This is a genomic window from Streptomyces sp. NBC_00569 (assembly GCF_036345255.1).
Classification (GTDB): Bacteria; Actinomycetota; Actinomycetes; order Streptomycetales; family Streptomycetaceae; genus Streptomyces.
On the sequence record NZ_CP107783.1, the window covers coordinates 3,111,401 to 3,125,649 of the forward strand.

12 protein-coding genes are annotated in these 14,249 nt (G+C 71.2%); 7 read left to right on the top strand and 5 right to left on the bottom strand.

Annotated elements, in window-relative coordinates; translation table 11 throughout:
- Positions 1–120 precede the first annotated feature (120 nt).
- Together OHO83_RS13945 and infA are read left to right on the top strand one after the other, a co-directional pair.
- Positions 121–885, top strand: coding sequence for a GNAT family N-acetyltransferase (locus OHO83_RS13945; RefSeq protein WP_330279556.1), 765 nt, complete (start codon positions 121–123; stop codon positions 883–885).
- The gene (gene infA, locus OHO83_RS13950; RefSeq protein WP_266675021.1) at positions 885–1,109 is read left to right on the top strand and encodes a translation initiation factor IF-1; all 225 of its coding nucleotides are present in this window, start codon (positions 885–887) and stop codon (positions 1,107–1,109) included. Before OHO83_RS13945 ends, infA begins: the two co-directional genes overlap by 1 nt.
- 18 nt (positions 1,110–1,127) lie before the next feature.
- On the opposite strand, the gene OHO83_RS13955 is transcribed toward infA, so the two are convergent.
- The gene (locus tag OHO83_RS13955) at positions 1,128–1,778 is read right to left on the bottom strand and encodes a dihydrofolate reductase family protein (protein ID WP_266675020.1); all 651 of its coding nucleotides are present in this window, start codon (positions 1,776–1,778) and stop codon (positions 1,128–1,130) included.
- A gap of 142 nt (positions 1,779–1,920) precedes the next feature.
- On the bottom strand, positions 1,921–4,638 hold the full coding sequence (acnA, locus tag OHO83_RS13960) for an aconitate hydratase AcnA (protein ID WP_330279557.1): 2,718 nt from the start codon (positions 4,636–4,638) through the stop codon (positions 1,921–1,923).
- Positions 4,639–4,971: 333 nt separating this feature from the next.
- Here acnA and OHO83_RS13965 point away from each other — a divergent pair, with 333 nt between their 5' ends.
- Complete coding sequence (locus OHO83_RS13965; RefSeq protein ID WP_330279558.1) at positions 4,972–6,501, top strand: helix-turn-helix domain-containing protein; 1,530 nt, start codon at positions 4,972–4,974, stop codon at positions 6,499–6,501.
- A gap of 15 nt (positions 6,502–6,516) precedes the next feature.
- Here OHO83_RS13965 and OHO83_RS13970 read toward each other — a convergent pair whose 3' ends face one another.
- A complete protein-coding gene (locus OHO83_RS13970; protein WP_330279559.1) occupies positions 6,517–7,449 on the bottom strand; it encodes a 2-hydroxyacid dehydrogenase in 933 nt (310 codons plus the stop codon).
- 130 nt (positions 7,450–7,579) lie between these two features.
- Here OHO83_RS13970 and OHO83_RS13975 point away from each other — a divergent pair, with 130 nt between their 5' ends.
- The 3 genes from OHO83_RS13975 (at position 7,580) to OHO83_RS13985 (ending at position 10,871) form a co-directional block, all read left to right on the top strand.
- Positions 7,580–8,908 carry an MFS transporter gene (locus OHO83_RS13975; protein WP_266675016.1) on the top strand — a complete coding sequence of 443 codons (1,329 nt, stop codon included), beginning with the start codon at positions 7,580–7,582 and terminating at the stop codon, positions 8,906–8,908.
- 54 nt (positions 8,909–8,962) lie between these two features.
- Complete coding sequence (locus tag OHO83_RS13980) at positions 8,963–9,724, top strand: IclR family transcriptional regulator (RefSeq protein WP_330279560.1); 762 nt, start codon at positions 8,963–8,965, stop codon at positions 9,722–9,724.
- A 106-nt stretch (positions 9,725–9,830) separates the two neighbouring features.
- Positions 9,831–10,871 carry an NAD(P)-dependent alcohol dehydrogenase gene (locus OHO83_RS13985; RefSeq protein ID WP_329437716.1) on the top strand — a complete coding sequence of 347 codons (1,041 nt, stop codon included), beginning with the start codon at positions 9,831–9,833 and terminating at the stop codon, positions 10,869–10,871.
- A gap of 76 nt (positions 10,872–10,947) precedes the next feature.
- Here OHO83_RS13985 and OHO83_RS13990 read toward each other — a convergent pair whose 3' ends face one another.
- Positions 10,948–11,352 (bottom strand): RidA family protein, encoded by a 405-nt coding sequence (locus OHO83_RS13990; protein WP_266558861.1) that lies wholly within the window; start codon positions 11,350–11,352, stop codon positions 10,948–10,950.
- Positions 11,349–12,479 (bottom strand): acyl-CoA dehydrogenase family protein, encoded by a 1,131-nt coding sequence (locus OHO83_RS13995; protein ID WP_266675013.1) that lies wholly within the window; start codon positions 12,477–12,479, stop codon positions 11,349–11,351. The genes OHO83_RS13990 and OHO83_RS13995 overlap by 4 nt, the downstream gene beginning before the upstream one ends.
- 143 nt (positions 12,480–12,622) lie before the next feature.
- On the opposite strand from OHO83_RS13995, the gene OHO83_RS14000 reads away from it, so the two are divergent.
- Positions 12,623–14,248, top strand: a complete 1,626-nt coding sequence (locus OHO83_RS14000) for an AMP-binding protein (RefSeq protein WP_329433714.1) — start codon at positions 12,623–12,625, stop codon at positions 14,246–14,248.
- Position 14,249 lies beyond the last annotated feature (1 nt).

Consider the following 14,249-nt stretch of genomic DNA (forward strand, 5'->3'; position numbering starts at 1 on the left):
CGAGGAGGTGGGACCCATGAACGCAGTACGCATGTGGGTGCTCCTCTCCTCCCCACGGTCGGGCGATTGACATAGGTCGCCGGGAGCGCTGGAACAAAGCGATCCCGAAGGGAAAGACCTATGAAGACGACAGTGATCGAACGCGTCGCCGACCGGCAGTGGCACGCGCTGGAGGACGACCAGGTGGTCGGCTCCGGTGAGGCCTGGCCCCGGCACGACGGGCGGCTCTTCCTCAGCATCGACTCCTGGCACGACACGGCGTTCGGCCTGCTCGCCGATGCCATGCTCGCCGACCTGCCGAGGCCGCTCCACACGATGGTCGACGAGGCCGACGTGGACCTCAGGTCCCGTTGGGAGCGCCTCGGTTTCACGGCCCGGCGCCGCGAGTGGGTGTGCTTCCTGCCCACCGACCCGCGCGTCACGGGACTCGGCGCGGCACAGCCGCCGTCGGGCGTGACGATCCTCCCCCTCGGCGCATCGGAGAAGGACCCCCTGCGCGCGCTCGACCGCGTGATCCGGGACGAGGTCGAGGCCTCCGTCGGATGGCGGGAGATGCCGGCCGAGGTGCTGCCGCGCCTGGACGACGCGACGGTGGTGGACCCGACGAAGTACGCGGTGGCGGCGGAGTCCGGCCGGTACGTCGGGCTGCTCCGGGTCGCGCCGGTGCCGCGGCAGCCACGGATCGGCCTCGTCGCGGTCCGGGCCGACCGGCAGCGCCGCGGCATCGCGCGGGCGCTCCTCGCCGAAGTCCTCGGCCCCCTGCACCGGTCCGGGATCCGGACGGTGTCGGCCGAGGTCGGCGAGCACAACCGGGCCGCGACGGCCCTCTTCGACACCCTCGGCGCCGAGCGCGCAGGCAGCAACCTGGAGGTCGTACTTCACTGATGACGAAGACCAACCGCGGTATCGAATTCGAGGGCACCGTCGTCGAGTGCCTGCGCAACGCCACGTTCCAGGTGGAACTGGAGAGCGGGCACAAGGTGCTCGCGCACATCAGCGGGAAGATCCGGAAGAACTACATCAAGATCCTTCCGTTCGACCGGGTGCTCGTGGAGATCAGTCCCTACGACCTGACGCGCGGCCGGATCATCTACCGGTACCGGAACTGATCCTGCACCCTGACCGCGTCACTTCCGCCAGAACAAGTGGTGCGTCACGTTGCCGGTCGGGCTGGGCACGATGTCCACGTGGAAGCGGTCGCGCAGCTCGTCCGGTGATTCCCACAGGCGCGATCCGGATCCGAGCTTCACGCCCGGCGAGACCGCCACATGCAGGGTGTCGACGAGGTCGGCGTCGAGGAACTGACGGATCACGTTCGCCCCGCCCCCGAGCCGGACGTCCCTGCCCTGGGCCGCCGTCTTCGCCTGTTCGAGGACGGTGGCCGGGTCGGCGTCCACGAAGTGGAACGTGGTGTCGGACAGGGTGATCGACGGCCGCGGGTGGTGGGTCATGACGAACACCGGCGTGTGGAACGGCGGTTCGTCACCCCACCAGCCCTGCCACTCCAGGTCCTGCCAGGGCCCGTGCTGCGGCCCGAACTTGCCGCGGCCCATGATCTCGGCGCCGATGTTGCGGTGGAAGTCGCGGACGAGATAGTCGTCCAGGCCACGGCTACCGCCGGGATCGGTGCGGTTGGGCCAGCTCGCCGTGGCGCCGCACCACGCGAACATCTCCCCCGGGTCTGCGTGCCCGAACGGCCGCTCCAGACTCTGCCCTTCCCCGGCGCCGAACCCGTCACCGGAGACATTGAAGTTCTGAACCCTCAGCAGCTGCGTCACGTGTTCCTCCTGGATTACGGATGACAGTGAGGAGACTCCCCCGGCCAGGAGAACTCATCGCCGTCGGGCCCGGCTGCCGGACACGCGAAAGGGCCGCATCCCCGTCGCCGGGGATGCGGCCCTCAACTGCCCTGCCGGCCGCTTACTTGCGGATCAGGCTGCGCAGCACGTACTGCATGATGCCGCCGTTGCGGTAGTAGTCCGCCTCACCGGGGGTGTCGATGCGGACGACCGCGTCGAACTCCACACCGGTGTCGGTGGTGACCTTGACCGTGCGGGGGGTCGAGCCGTTGTTCAGCTCGGTCACGCCGGTGAAGGAGAAGGTCTCCTCGCCGGTCAGGCCGAGGGACTCGGCCGAGGCGCCCTCCGGGAACTGGAGCGGCAGGACGCCCATGCCGATGAGGTTCGAGCGGTGGATGCGCTCGTACGACTCGGCGATGACGGCCTTGACGCCGAGGAGCGCGGTGCCCTTGGCGGCCCAGTCGCGGGACGAGCCGGAGCCGTACTCCTTGCCGGCCAGGATGGCCAGCGGGGTGCCCTGCTCGATGTAGTTGCGCGAGGCGTCGTAGATGAAGGAGACGGGGGCACCGTCCTTCGTGAAGTCGCGGGTGTAGCCGCCCTCGGTGCCCGGCGCGATCTGGTTGCGCAGGCGGATGTTGGCGAACGTGCCGCGGATCATGACCTCGTGGTTGCCACGGCGCGAGCCGTAGGAGTTGAAGTCACGGCGCTGGACGCCGTGCTCCGTGAGGTACTGGCCGGCCGGGGTGTCGGCCTTGATGGCACCGGCCGGGGAGATGTGGTCGGTGGTGACCGAGTCGCCCAGCTTGGCGAGGACGCGCGCGCCCGTGATGTCGGAGACCGGGGTGGTCTCCATCGTCATGCCCTCGAAGTACGGGGGCTTGCGGACGTACGTCGACTCGGTGTCCCACTCGAAGGTGTTGCCGGTCGGGATCGACAGGGCCTGCCACTGGGCGTCGCCCGCGAAGACGTCGGCGTAGGACTTGTTGAACATGTCCTCGCCGATGGAGTTGGCGACGACGTCGTTGACCTCGGCCTCCGTCGGCCAGATGTCCGCCAGGTAGACCGGCTTGCCGTCCTGGTCGATGCCCAGGGCGTCCTTGGTGATGTCGACCTTCATCGAACCGGCGAGGGCGTACGCGACGACCAGCGGCGGGGACGCCAGGTAGTTCATCTTGACGTCGGGGTTGATGCGGCCCTCGAAGTTGCGGTTGCCGGAGAGGACCGACGTGACCGCCAGGTCGTGCTCGTTGACCGCCTTCGAGACCTCCTCGGGCAGCGGGCCCGAGTTGCCGATGCAGGTGGTGCAGCCGTAGCCGACGAGGTTGAAGCCGACCTTGTCCAGGTACGGCGTCAGACCGGCCTTGTCGAAGTAGTCGGTGACGACCTTCGACCCCGGGGCGAGAGTGGTCTTGACCCACGGCTTGCGGGTCAGGCCCTTCTCCACGGCCTTCTTCGCGACGAGCGCGGCGGCGACCATCACGTACGGGTTCGACGTGTTGGTGCACGAGGTGATCGCGGCGACGGTGACGGCGCCGTGGTCGATCTCGTACGTCGAGCCGTCGGGGGCGGTCACCTGGACCGGCTTCGACGGGCCGCCGTTCGGGTGGTTCGCCGGGGCGTCGGAGGCCGGGAAGGACTCCTTGCCCGCCTCGTCGTCGTCGACGACGTAGTTGCGCACGTCGACGGCGAACTGCTGGGCGGCGTTCGCGAGGACGATGCGGTCCTGCGGGCGCTTCGGGCCGGCGATGGAGGGGACGACCGTGGAGAGGTCGAGCTCCAGCTTCTCGGAGAAGTCGGGCTCGGCGGCCGGGTCCAGCCAGAGGCCCTGCTCCTTGGCGTACGCCTCGACGAGCGCGACCTGCTGCTCGTCGCGGCCCGTCAGCTTCAGGTACTTCAGCGTCTCGTCGTCGATCGGGAAGATCGCGGCGGTGGAGCCGAACTCCGGCGACATGTTGCCGATGGTGGCGCGGTTCGCCAGGGAGGTGGCGGCGACGCCCTCACCGTAGAACTCGACGAACTTGCCGACGACGCCGTGCTTGCGCAGCATCTCGGTGATCGTGAGCACGAGGTCCGTGGCGGTGGTGCCGGGCTTGAGCTCACCGGTGAGCTTGAAGCCGACGACGCGCGGGATGAGCATCGAGACCGGCTGGCCGAGCATCGCGGCCTCGGCCTCGATGCCGCCGACGCCCCAGCCCAGGACGCCCAGGCCGTTGACCATCGTGGTGTGCGAGTCGGTGCCGACGAGGGTGTCGGGGTAGGCAACGCCGTTACGGACCATGACCGTGCGGGCCAGGTGCTCGATGTTGACCTGGTGGACGATGCCGGTGCCCGGGGGGACGACCTTGAACTCGTCGAAGGCGGTCTGGCCCCAGCGCAGGAACTGGTAGCGCTCCTTGTTGCGGCCGTACTCCAGCTCGACGTTCTGGCCGAAGGCGTCGGCGGTGCCGAACTTGTCGGCGATGACGGAGTGGTCGATGACCAGCTCGGCCGGGGCCAGCGGGTTGATCTTGGCCGGGTCGCCGCCGAGCTCCTTCACGGCCTCACGCATGGTGGCGAGGTCCACGACACAGGGCACACCGGTGAAGTCCTGCATGATCACGCGGGCGGGCGTGAACTGGATCTCCTGGGACGGCTGGGCCTGGGAGTCCCAGCTGCCGAGCGCACGGATGTGGTCGGCGGTGATGTTCGCGCCGTCCTCGGTGCGGAGCAGGTTCTCAAGGAGAACCTTCAGGCTGTAAGGGAGGCGCGCGGAGCCCTCGACCTTGTCCAGCTTGAAGATCTCGTACGACTCGTCGCCCACGCGCAGCGTGCTGCGGGCGTCGAAGCTGTTCGCCGACACGACAGTCTCCTTCATATATGTGCGCGTTCCACCGCATCCTGCCGCCACGACGGGGTCGCCGATCCGCTAAGGTAAGGCTAAGTTAGGTAACCCTTACCGAGCATGGCGGCTGCGGTGTGCCTCTGTAGATATCTCGATGTCGAGATAACTCTAATACATGAGGCCGGACTGGTCATGCCCGGGTTTCGCCGAGCCGTCCCGCCGCGCCACCGGCGGACCGCCCTCCCCATCGTCCCGCACGCGCGCCGGCGCGCCACCAGGGCCGGTTGACGACCCGTCACCCCAATGGACCTGCCGGAATGCGTCATCTCATATCTGAGATAGCCTGCCGCCATGGCAGACGACTACCTCGTACGTATCGGCAAGCTCATCCGTGACGCCCGACAGCACCGGGGCTGGACACAGTCGCAGCTGGCCGAGGCGCTCGGCACCAGCCAGAGCGCCGTCAACCGCATCGAGCGCGGCAACCAAAACATCAGCCTTGAGATGATCGCCCGAATAGGCGAAGCGCTCGACAGTGAAATCGTCTCTCTGGGCTACTCGGGTCCGATGCACCTGCGCGTGGTCGGCGGCCGCCGCCTGTCCGGGTCCATCGACGTGAAGACGAGCAAGAACGCCTGCGTGGCGCTGCTGTGCGCCTCACTCCTCAACAGGGGCCGGACGGTCCTGCGCCGCGTCGCCCGCATCGAGGAGGTCTACCGCCTTCTCGAGGTCCTGAACTCCATCGGTGTCCGCACCCGGTGGATCAACGACGGCGTGGACCTCGAGATCGTGCCGCCGGCCGCCCTGGACATGGACGCCATCGACGCCGCCGCCGCCCGCCGCACGCGCTCGATCATCATGTTCCTCGGCCCGCTCCTGCACCGCCTCGACCACTTCAAGCTGCCGTACGCCGGCGGCTGCGACCTCGGCACCCGCACCATCGAGCCACACATGATCGCGCTGCGCCGGTTCGGCCTGGACATCACGGCGACCGAGGGGCTCTACCACGCGCAGGTCGAGGCGGGCATCTCCCCCGACCGGCCGATCGTGCTGACCGAGCGCGGCGACACCGTGACCGAGAACGCGCTGCTCGCGGCCGCCCGCCACGACGGCACCACCGTCATCCGCAACGCGTCCTCGAACTACATGGTCCAGGACCTCTGCTTCTTCCTGGAGGCCCTGGGCATACGCGTCGAGGGCATCGGCACGACCACCCTCACCGTGCACGGCGTGCCGCAGATCGACGTCGACGTCGACTACTCGCCGTCCGAGGACCCGGTCGAGGCGATGAGCCTGCTGGCCGCCGCGGTGGTCACCGAGTCCGAACTGACGGTGAAGCGGGTGCCGATCGAGTTCCTGGAGATCGAGCTCGCGGTCCTGGAGGAGATGGGCCTCGACCACGACCGCTCGGCCGAGTACTTCGCGGACAACGGCCGTACGCGCCTGGTGGACCTCACCGTCCGGCCCTCCAAACTGGAGGCGCCGATCGACAAGATCCACCCGATGCCGTTCCCCGGCCTCAACATCGACAACGTGCCCTTCTTCGCGGCCATCGCGGCGGCGGCCCAGGGCAAGACCCTCATCCACGACTGGGTCTACGACAATCGCGCGATCTATCTCACGGACCTGAACCGGCTCGGCGGGCGCCTCCAGTTGCTCGACCCGCACCGTGTCCTCGTCGAGGGCCCGACGCGCTGGCGCGCCGCCGAGATGATGTGCCCGCCCGCACTGCGCCCCGCCGTCGTCGTGCTCCTCGCGATGATGGCCGCCGAGGGCACGTCCGTACTGCGCAACGTCTACGTGATCAACCGCGGTTACGAGGAGCTGGCCGAGCGGCTCAACTCCGTCGGCGCACAGATCGAGACGTTCCGGGACATCTGACGCGACCGGCGTCGTTCAGGGCCGCGGGAAGAGGTTGAGCAGTTCCTCCTCCGCGGCCCATCGGCGTATCTGCTCCACGATCAGTCGCTCGGCGCGCGGGCGGAAGGCCGCCGAACCGCCGGCCACGTGCGGGGTGATGAGGACGCCGGGGGCGTGGCGCAGGGCGTGGTCCTCCGGGAGGGGCTCCGGGTCGGTGACGTCGAGGGCGGCGCGCAGCCGGCCCGTGACGGTCTCGGCGAGCAGAGCCTCGGTGTCGAGGGTGCGGCCGCGGCCGACGTTGACGACGAGGGCGCCGTCCGGCAGCGCGGCCATTTCCTTCGGGCCGAACAGGCCGACCGTGGCCGGGTTCTCGGGCAGGACGAGGACCACGATGTCGAGGCCGGGGAGCAGCTCGGGCAGGTCCGCGATCGCGTGGACCCGCTCGTCGGGGCGGGCGCGCCGGGCGACGCGGACGACCTCGGCCTCGCAGGCGAGGAGCCGCGCCTCCAGGGCCGAGCCGATCGAGCCGTAGCCGACGATCGCGACGCGGCTGTCCGCGAGCGAGCGCGTGAAGTGCGGGTCCCAGCGGCCGGCCACCTGGTCGGCGGCCCAGCGGGGCAGTTCGCGCTGGGCCGCGAGGATGAGGCCGAGGGCGTGCTCCGCGGTGGAGGCGTCGTGCAGACCGCGGCCGTTGTGCAGGGTGACGCCCTCGGGCAGCTGCGGCTGGAGCTTCTCGACTCCGGCGCTGAGTGACTGGACGGCGCGCAGGCGCGGGAGCCGGGGCAGCAGCCGGTCCGCGTCGGGGACCGCATAGGGCATCACCCAGAACTCCACGGCGCCCAGGACGTCTTGGGGGAGTTCGGGCGCGGGCGTCACGCCGTCCCACACGTGGACGCGGACGCCGTCGGGCCAGGGGCCGTGGCGCTGGTCGAGCCGCGGCCAGGGGACGAGCACGTCGGTATCGGTCATCGCGGGTTTCTCCTTCGGCTGCTTGCCGTCGCGGTGTGCGGGCGACCCATTGACCCGGCCGCCACTCCCTCGTAACGTCTTCCCGCCCAGTGAAACACTTTCCATCTCACGGAAAACAGGGGGTCAAGGGATGACAGCGCCGTCGCCCTCCCGGCCGTCCACCGGCGGCTTCTGGAGCTCGACCCGTGCCCGGCACCTGATACCGGTCGCGTTCATCACGTACTCGCTCGCCTATCTCGACAAGTCGAACTACGCGATCGCCTCCGCCGGCGGCATGGCCGACGAGCTGCATCTGTCCGCGGGCCTCGACTCGCTGATCGCCGCGTCGTTCTTCCTCGGCTACTTCTTCTTCCAGATCCCCGGCACGATCTACGCCGAGCAGCGCAGCGCGCGCCGGCTCGTCGCCTGGTCGACGGTGGTGTGGGGACTGCTCGCCGTGGTGCAGGGCCTGCTGAGCAGCCCCGGGCAGCTGATCGCCGTGCGGTTCGCGCTCGGTGTCGTCGAGGGCGCGGTGCTGCCGTCGATGGTGATGCTGCTCGGCCGCTGGTTCACACACGGCGAGCGCGGCCGCGCCAACACCCTGCTCATCCTGGGCAATCCGGTCACCGTGATGTGGCTCTCCGCCCTGTCGGGCTGGCTGGTGTCGGTGACCGACTGGCGGGTGATGTTCATCGTCGAGGGTGTGCCCTCGGTCATCTGGGGCCTGTTCTGCCTGCGGCTCGTCAAGGACCGCCCCGAGGACGCCACATGGGTCGCCCCGGCCGAACTGGAAGTCCTGCGCGAGGACCGCGCCTGCGCTCCCGCCGCCTCCGGGAACCTGCGCGAGGAGTACGGCAAGGTCCTGCGCTCGCGCCCCGTGCTGCTGATGGCCGCGCAGTACTTCTTCTGGTCGTTCGGCATGTACGGCTTCATCTTCTGGCTGCCGTCGATTGTGAAGAAGGGCTCGGGCGAGGGCATCGGCGCCACCGGTCTGCTGACCGCCGTGCCGTACGCCTTCGCGGTCGTCGCGATGCTGCTCAACTCGCGCCTGTCCGACCGCAGCGGGCGGCGCAAGGCGGCCGTGTGGCCGTGGCTCGCCGTCGGCGGCCTCGCCCTGTTCGGCTCGTACGCGGCCGGGTCCCACTTCCCCGTGGCGCTCGCGCTGCTCGTGGTGGCGGGCCTGTGCCTGTACGCGCCCTACGGCCCGTACTTCGCGCTCGTCTCCACGCTCGCCCCGGCGGGCGTATCGGGCGCGGCGGTGGCGCTCGTCAACTCGTTCGGCGCGCTCGGCTCGTTCGCCGGGACGTATCTCGTGGGCTGGGTACGCGGTACGTCGCTCGGGGACGCGGGGGCCTTCGCGTTCATGGCGGCGGGCGCGCTGATCTCGGCCGCGCTGATGCTGGCGGTCCACGAGCCCCGTCCGTCCGGTCCCCGCCCGGGTACGGTGAACCGGCAGCCCACCGCTGCCACCACCACCTGAGTGCGCCGGGGACCGGTCCCGGCGTCCGGGCGCAGCACACGGGAGACGAGCAGCGTGACCACGACGTCCGGCGACGACATGCTCGGCCGGGGCCTGCGACTCCTCACCGTGCTGGCCGACCATCCCGCGGGCCTGGGGGTGAGCGCCGCGGCCCGCGCCGCGGCGCTCCCGGTCAGCAGCGCCCACCGGCTCCTCGGCCGGCTCGCCGCCGAACGGTTCGTGGCGTACGACGAGGACACCCGGCGCTACGCGCTGGGCGCCCGGGTGCTCGAACTGTCGCGGGGATTCCAGCGCTCACCGGCCGGCTACTCCGCGGCGGCGGCCCCGATACGCCGGCTCGCCGACCGCACGGGCCTGCCCGCCATCGCGGGCATCCTCCACGACGCGGACGTGCTGCTCGTCCTCACCGCGCAGGGCACGCAGCACCTTCAGCTGCGCAGCGCGGAGGGCACCCGTAACGCCTGGCACGCGACCTCGCTCGGCAAGGTCCTCGTCGCGGGCCTGCCCGAGCGCGAGCGCGACGAGCTGCTCGCGGCCGGCCTGGGCGCGGTCACCGCCCGCACGGTGACCGACCCGGCGGCGGTCCGCGAGGAGCTCGACGCCGTGCGCGAGCGCGGCTGGGCCGAGGTCGACGAGGAGAACGAGGTCGGCGTCCGGTCGATCGCCGTCGCCGTGCCCCCGCCGCCCGGGCAGGCGCCGCGCCTCGCCGTCTCGCTCGGCGCGGCCGTCGCCCTGACCGGCGCCGACGAACTGCGCGCGCACGTCCCGGCCCTGCGCGCGTGCGCGGAGGACATCGCGGCGCACATGGACCACTGAGCGGGGCTCCGGGTGTGACGGCCGCCGCCCGGTGACATGGATTCCGGGGAGGGTGGCCACCGGGCCCCCGTACCGCTCCCGGGAGGAACGCACGATGACCGAGCTGATGAAGGCCGTCCAGTACCGCACGGTGGGTGCCTCTCCCGAAGTCGTGCGGATCCCCGTGCCCACCGCCGGTCCCGGCCAGGTGCTGCTGCGGATGACGGCGGCCGGTGTCTGCCACTCCGACATCGCCGTGATGAGTTTGCCCGTCCAGCAGCTGGGCTTCCCGCTGCCGCTCACGCTCGGCCACGAGGGCGTGGGCACGGTCGCGGCGGTGGGTGACGGGGTGGTGGGCGTCGAGGTCGGCGACGCGGTCGCCGTCTACGGACCGTGGGGCTGCGGCACCTGCGCCAAGTGCGCGGAGGGCAAGGAGAATTACTGTCTGCGCGCCAAGGAACTCGGCATCTACCCGCCCGGCCTCGGCGCGCCCGGCGCCATGGCCGAGTACATGGTCGTGGACAGCCCCCGCCATCTCGTGCCGCTCGGCGGCCTCGACCCGGTGCAGGCGGTGCCGCTGACCGACGCCGGTCTGACGCCGTACCACGCGATCAAGCGGTCGCTGCCGAAGCTGGTGCCGGGGTCGACGGCCGTCGTGATCGGCACGGGCGGGCTCGGGCACGTCGCGATCCAGCTCCTGCGCGCGCTGTCCCCGGCGTGGGTGATCGCGCTCGACGTGAACGAGGAGAAACTGGCGCTCGCCCGCGAGGTGGGCGCCCATGAGGCGATCCTTTCGGACGCCGAATCCGTTGCTGTCGTAAGGGAGTTGACGGGCGGCAAGGGCGCCGAGGCGGTCTTCGACTTCGTCGGGGCCGCGCCTACGGTGGCCACGGCGGGCGGCTGCGTGGCGGTCGAGGGCGATGTCACCATCGTCGGCCTCGGCGGCGGCAGCCTCGCGGTCGGCTTCGGCACCACACCGTACGAGGCGTCGGTGACCGCGCCGTACTGGGGCAGCCGCAGCGAGCTGATGGAGGTGCTCGACCTGGCGCGGGCCGGGGTCATCTCCGTGCACGTGGAGAGGTACGGCATCGACGCCGCGCCCACCGCCTACCAGCGGCTGCACGACGGGACCGTGCGCGGACGCGCGGTGATCCTGCCGCAGGAGTAGCGGCCGGCGCCTCACATCGGGGTGCGGGCATGCTCTTCATGCCGGGGTCCGCCGGCCGGGACGGGCGGACTCCGCCCTAGTGGGGCAGGACCGCCAGGCCGTCCAGTTCCACCAGGGCCTGCTCGTCCCACAGGCGGGTCGTGCCGATCACCGCCATCGCCGGGTAGTCGCGGCCCGCCGACTCGCGCCAGATCCGGCCGAGTTCGCGGGCGTGGGTGCGGTAGTCGGCGATGTCGGTGGCGTAGACGGTGACGCGGGCGAGGGTGTCGGGGGTGCCTCCCGCGTGGCGCAGGGCGGTGAGGAGGTTGGTCAGGGCCCGCTCGAACTGCTCCGGGAGCGTGTCGCCGGTGATCTTGCCGTCCGCGTCGAGGGCGGTCTGGCCGGCGAGGAAGACGAGGCGTCCCCCGGTGGCGGTGACGGCGTGCGAGAAGCCGGTGGGCGGGGAGAGTTCGGGTGGGTTGATCCGCTCGATGCCGCTCACGCGTACAACTCCTTTGCGATGATGGCGCGTTGGACCTCGCTCGCCCCTTCGTAGATTCGGGGGGCGCGCACCTCGCGGTAGAGGTGTTCGAGGAGGTGGCCGCGTTGCAGGGCGCGGGCGCCGTGCAGCTGGACGGCGGTGTCGACGACGTGCTGGGCGGTCTCGGTGGCGAGGAGCTTGGCCATCGCGGCGCGCTGCGGCACGTCGGGGGCGCCCGCGTCGTACGCCGCCGCGGCCGCGTAGACCATGAGGCGGGCCGCCTCGGTGCGCAGGGCGAGATCGGCCACCTGGTGCGCGACCGTCTGGAGGTCCTTCAGCTTGCCGCCGAACGCGTCGCGCCGGGCGGTGTGGGCGAGCGTCGCGTCGAGCGCGGCCTGCGCCATGCCGACGGCGAAGGCGCCGACGCTCGGGCGGAAAAGGTTCAGGGTGGTCATGGCGACGCGGAAGCCGCGGTCCGGTTCGCCGAGCACGTCGTCGGCGGTGACCGGGACCGCGTCGAAGTCGAGGGTGCCGATGGGGTGCGGGGACAGCATGTCGAGGGGGGTGCCGGTGAGTCCGGGGCGGTCGGCGGGGACCAGGAACGCGGTGACTCCGCGTGCTCCGGCGTCCGGGGCCGTTCGGGCGAAGACGGTGTAGAAGTCGGCCTCGGGAGCGTTCGAGATCCAGGTCTTCTCGCCGATGAGGCACCAGCCTCCCGTGCCGTCGGGCTCGGCACGCAGGGCGAGGGCCGCCGCGTCGGAGCCCGCGCCCGGCTCGCTGAGCGCGAAGGCCGCGACGGCGGTGCCGTCACTGACGCGTGGCAGCCAGTGCGCGCGCTGGGCGTCGGTGCCGTACGCGTGCACGGGGTGCGCGCCGAGCCCCTGGAGGGCGAGCGCGGTCTCGGCCTCCGTGCAGGCGCGGGCGAGGGACTCCCGCATCAGGCACAGGTCGAGGGCGCCGGAGCGGAACAGCCGCTCCAGGAGGCCGAGCCGGCCGAGCTCGGCGACCAGCGGCCGGTTCACCTTCCCCGGTTCGCCCTTCTCGGCGAGGGGCACGAGCCGCTCGGCGGCGAGCGCGCGCAGCTCGGCACACCAGGCGGTCTGCGCTGGGTCGAGCGAGAATGACGGAGCTGCGGACTTTGCGGTCATCTGTCGGCGCCTCCCGGTTCGCCGGCGGCTCGTGCCGGCTCAGTCACGGTATCGCGGACCGTTGACTGTCGTCACCATCACGATACGCTCGTTCCGCGAGCCCACCACAAGCAGGGTCTTTCGTTCCTAGGGGGCGCACGGCCATGACAGACGCTCCGCCACAGCACACGTCGGCCCACGTCGACACCTTCGCGCGCGACCATCTCCCGCCGCCCGAACTCTGGCCCGACCTCGTCTTCGACCTCCCCGAACTGAACTATCCGCAGCAACTGAACTGCGGGGCCGAGCTGCTCGACCGCACCGTCGAACGGTTCGGCCCCGACCGTCCCGCGTTCCGCACGGGCGACGGGGAGGTGTGGACATACGGGGAGCTGCTGCGCCGCGTCGACCGGATCGCGCATCTGCTCAGCGGCGAACTGGGCGTGCGGCCGGGCAACCGGGTGCTGCTGCGCGGCCCCACCACGCCCTGGCTCGCGGCCTGTTGGCTGGCCGTGATGAAGGCGGGCGCGGTCGCCGTCACCGTGCTCGCGCAGGCGCGGTCGCAGGAGCTGGCGACGATCTGCTCCCTCGCCCGGGTCACGCACGCGCTGTGCGACGCCAGGGTCATGGACGACCTGGTGAAGGCCGAGGTGCCCGGGCTGCGCGTCACGCCGTTCGGCGGCGAGGGGCCCGACGACCTCCTCGGGCGCGGCTCCGGGCTGCCCGAGACGTACGAGGCCGTGGCGACCGCCGCCGACGACGTCGCCCTGATCGCGTTCACATCGGGCACGACCGGGCGCCCCAAGGGCTGTATGCACTTCCACCGGGACGTCCTCGCCGTCGCGGACACGTTCGCGCGTCATGTCCTGCGGCCGACGCCGGACGACGTGTTCGCGGGGAGTCCGCCGCTCGGTTTCACGTTCGGGCTCGGCGGGCTCGTCATCTTCCCGCTGCGGGCCGGTGCCTCCTCGCTGCTGCTCGAACAGGCGGGGCCGAGGCAGCTGCTGCCCGCGATCGCCGAGCACGGGGTGTCCGTCCTGTTCACCGCGCCGACCGCGTACCGGGCGCTCCTCGACGGCACCGACGGGCACGCTCTCTCGTCGCTGCGGCGGTGCGTCTCCGCGGGCGAGAACCTGCCGGCCGCGACCTGGCGGGCCTGGCACGAGGCGACGGGGATCCGCATCATCAACGGCATCGGCGCCACGGAACTCCTGCACATCTTCATCTCCGCCGCCGACGACGCGATCCGCCCCGGGACGACGGGCGTGCCCGTGCCCGGGTGGCAGGCGCGCGTGATCGACGCCGACGGGGCCGAAGTGCCGGACGGGGAACCGGGGTTGCTCGCCGTGCGCGGGCCGGTCGGCTGCCGCTATCTCGCCGACGAACGGCAGACGACGTACGTCCGCGGCGGCTGGAACGTCACCGGGGACACGTATGTCCGCGAGCCCGACGGCTACTTCCGGTATGTCGCCCGCGCCGACGACATGATCATTTCGGCGGGGTACAACATCGCGGGCCCCGAGGTCGAGGACGCGCTGCTGCGCCACCCCGACGTCGCGGAGACCGCGGTGGTGGGCCGCCCCGACGACGAGCGCGGGCAGATAGCGGTCGCCTACGTCGTACTGCGCGAGGGCGCCCGCCGGGACCCGGACGCGCTGCGGGCGTTCGTGAAGGCCGAGCTGGTGCCGTACAAGTGCCCGCGCGAAATCGTCTTCCTGGACGCCCTGCCGCGCACGGCGACCGGGAAGCTCCAGCGGTTCCGGCTGCGCTCCGCCGGCGATCTAGAGTGAC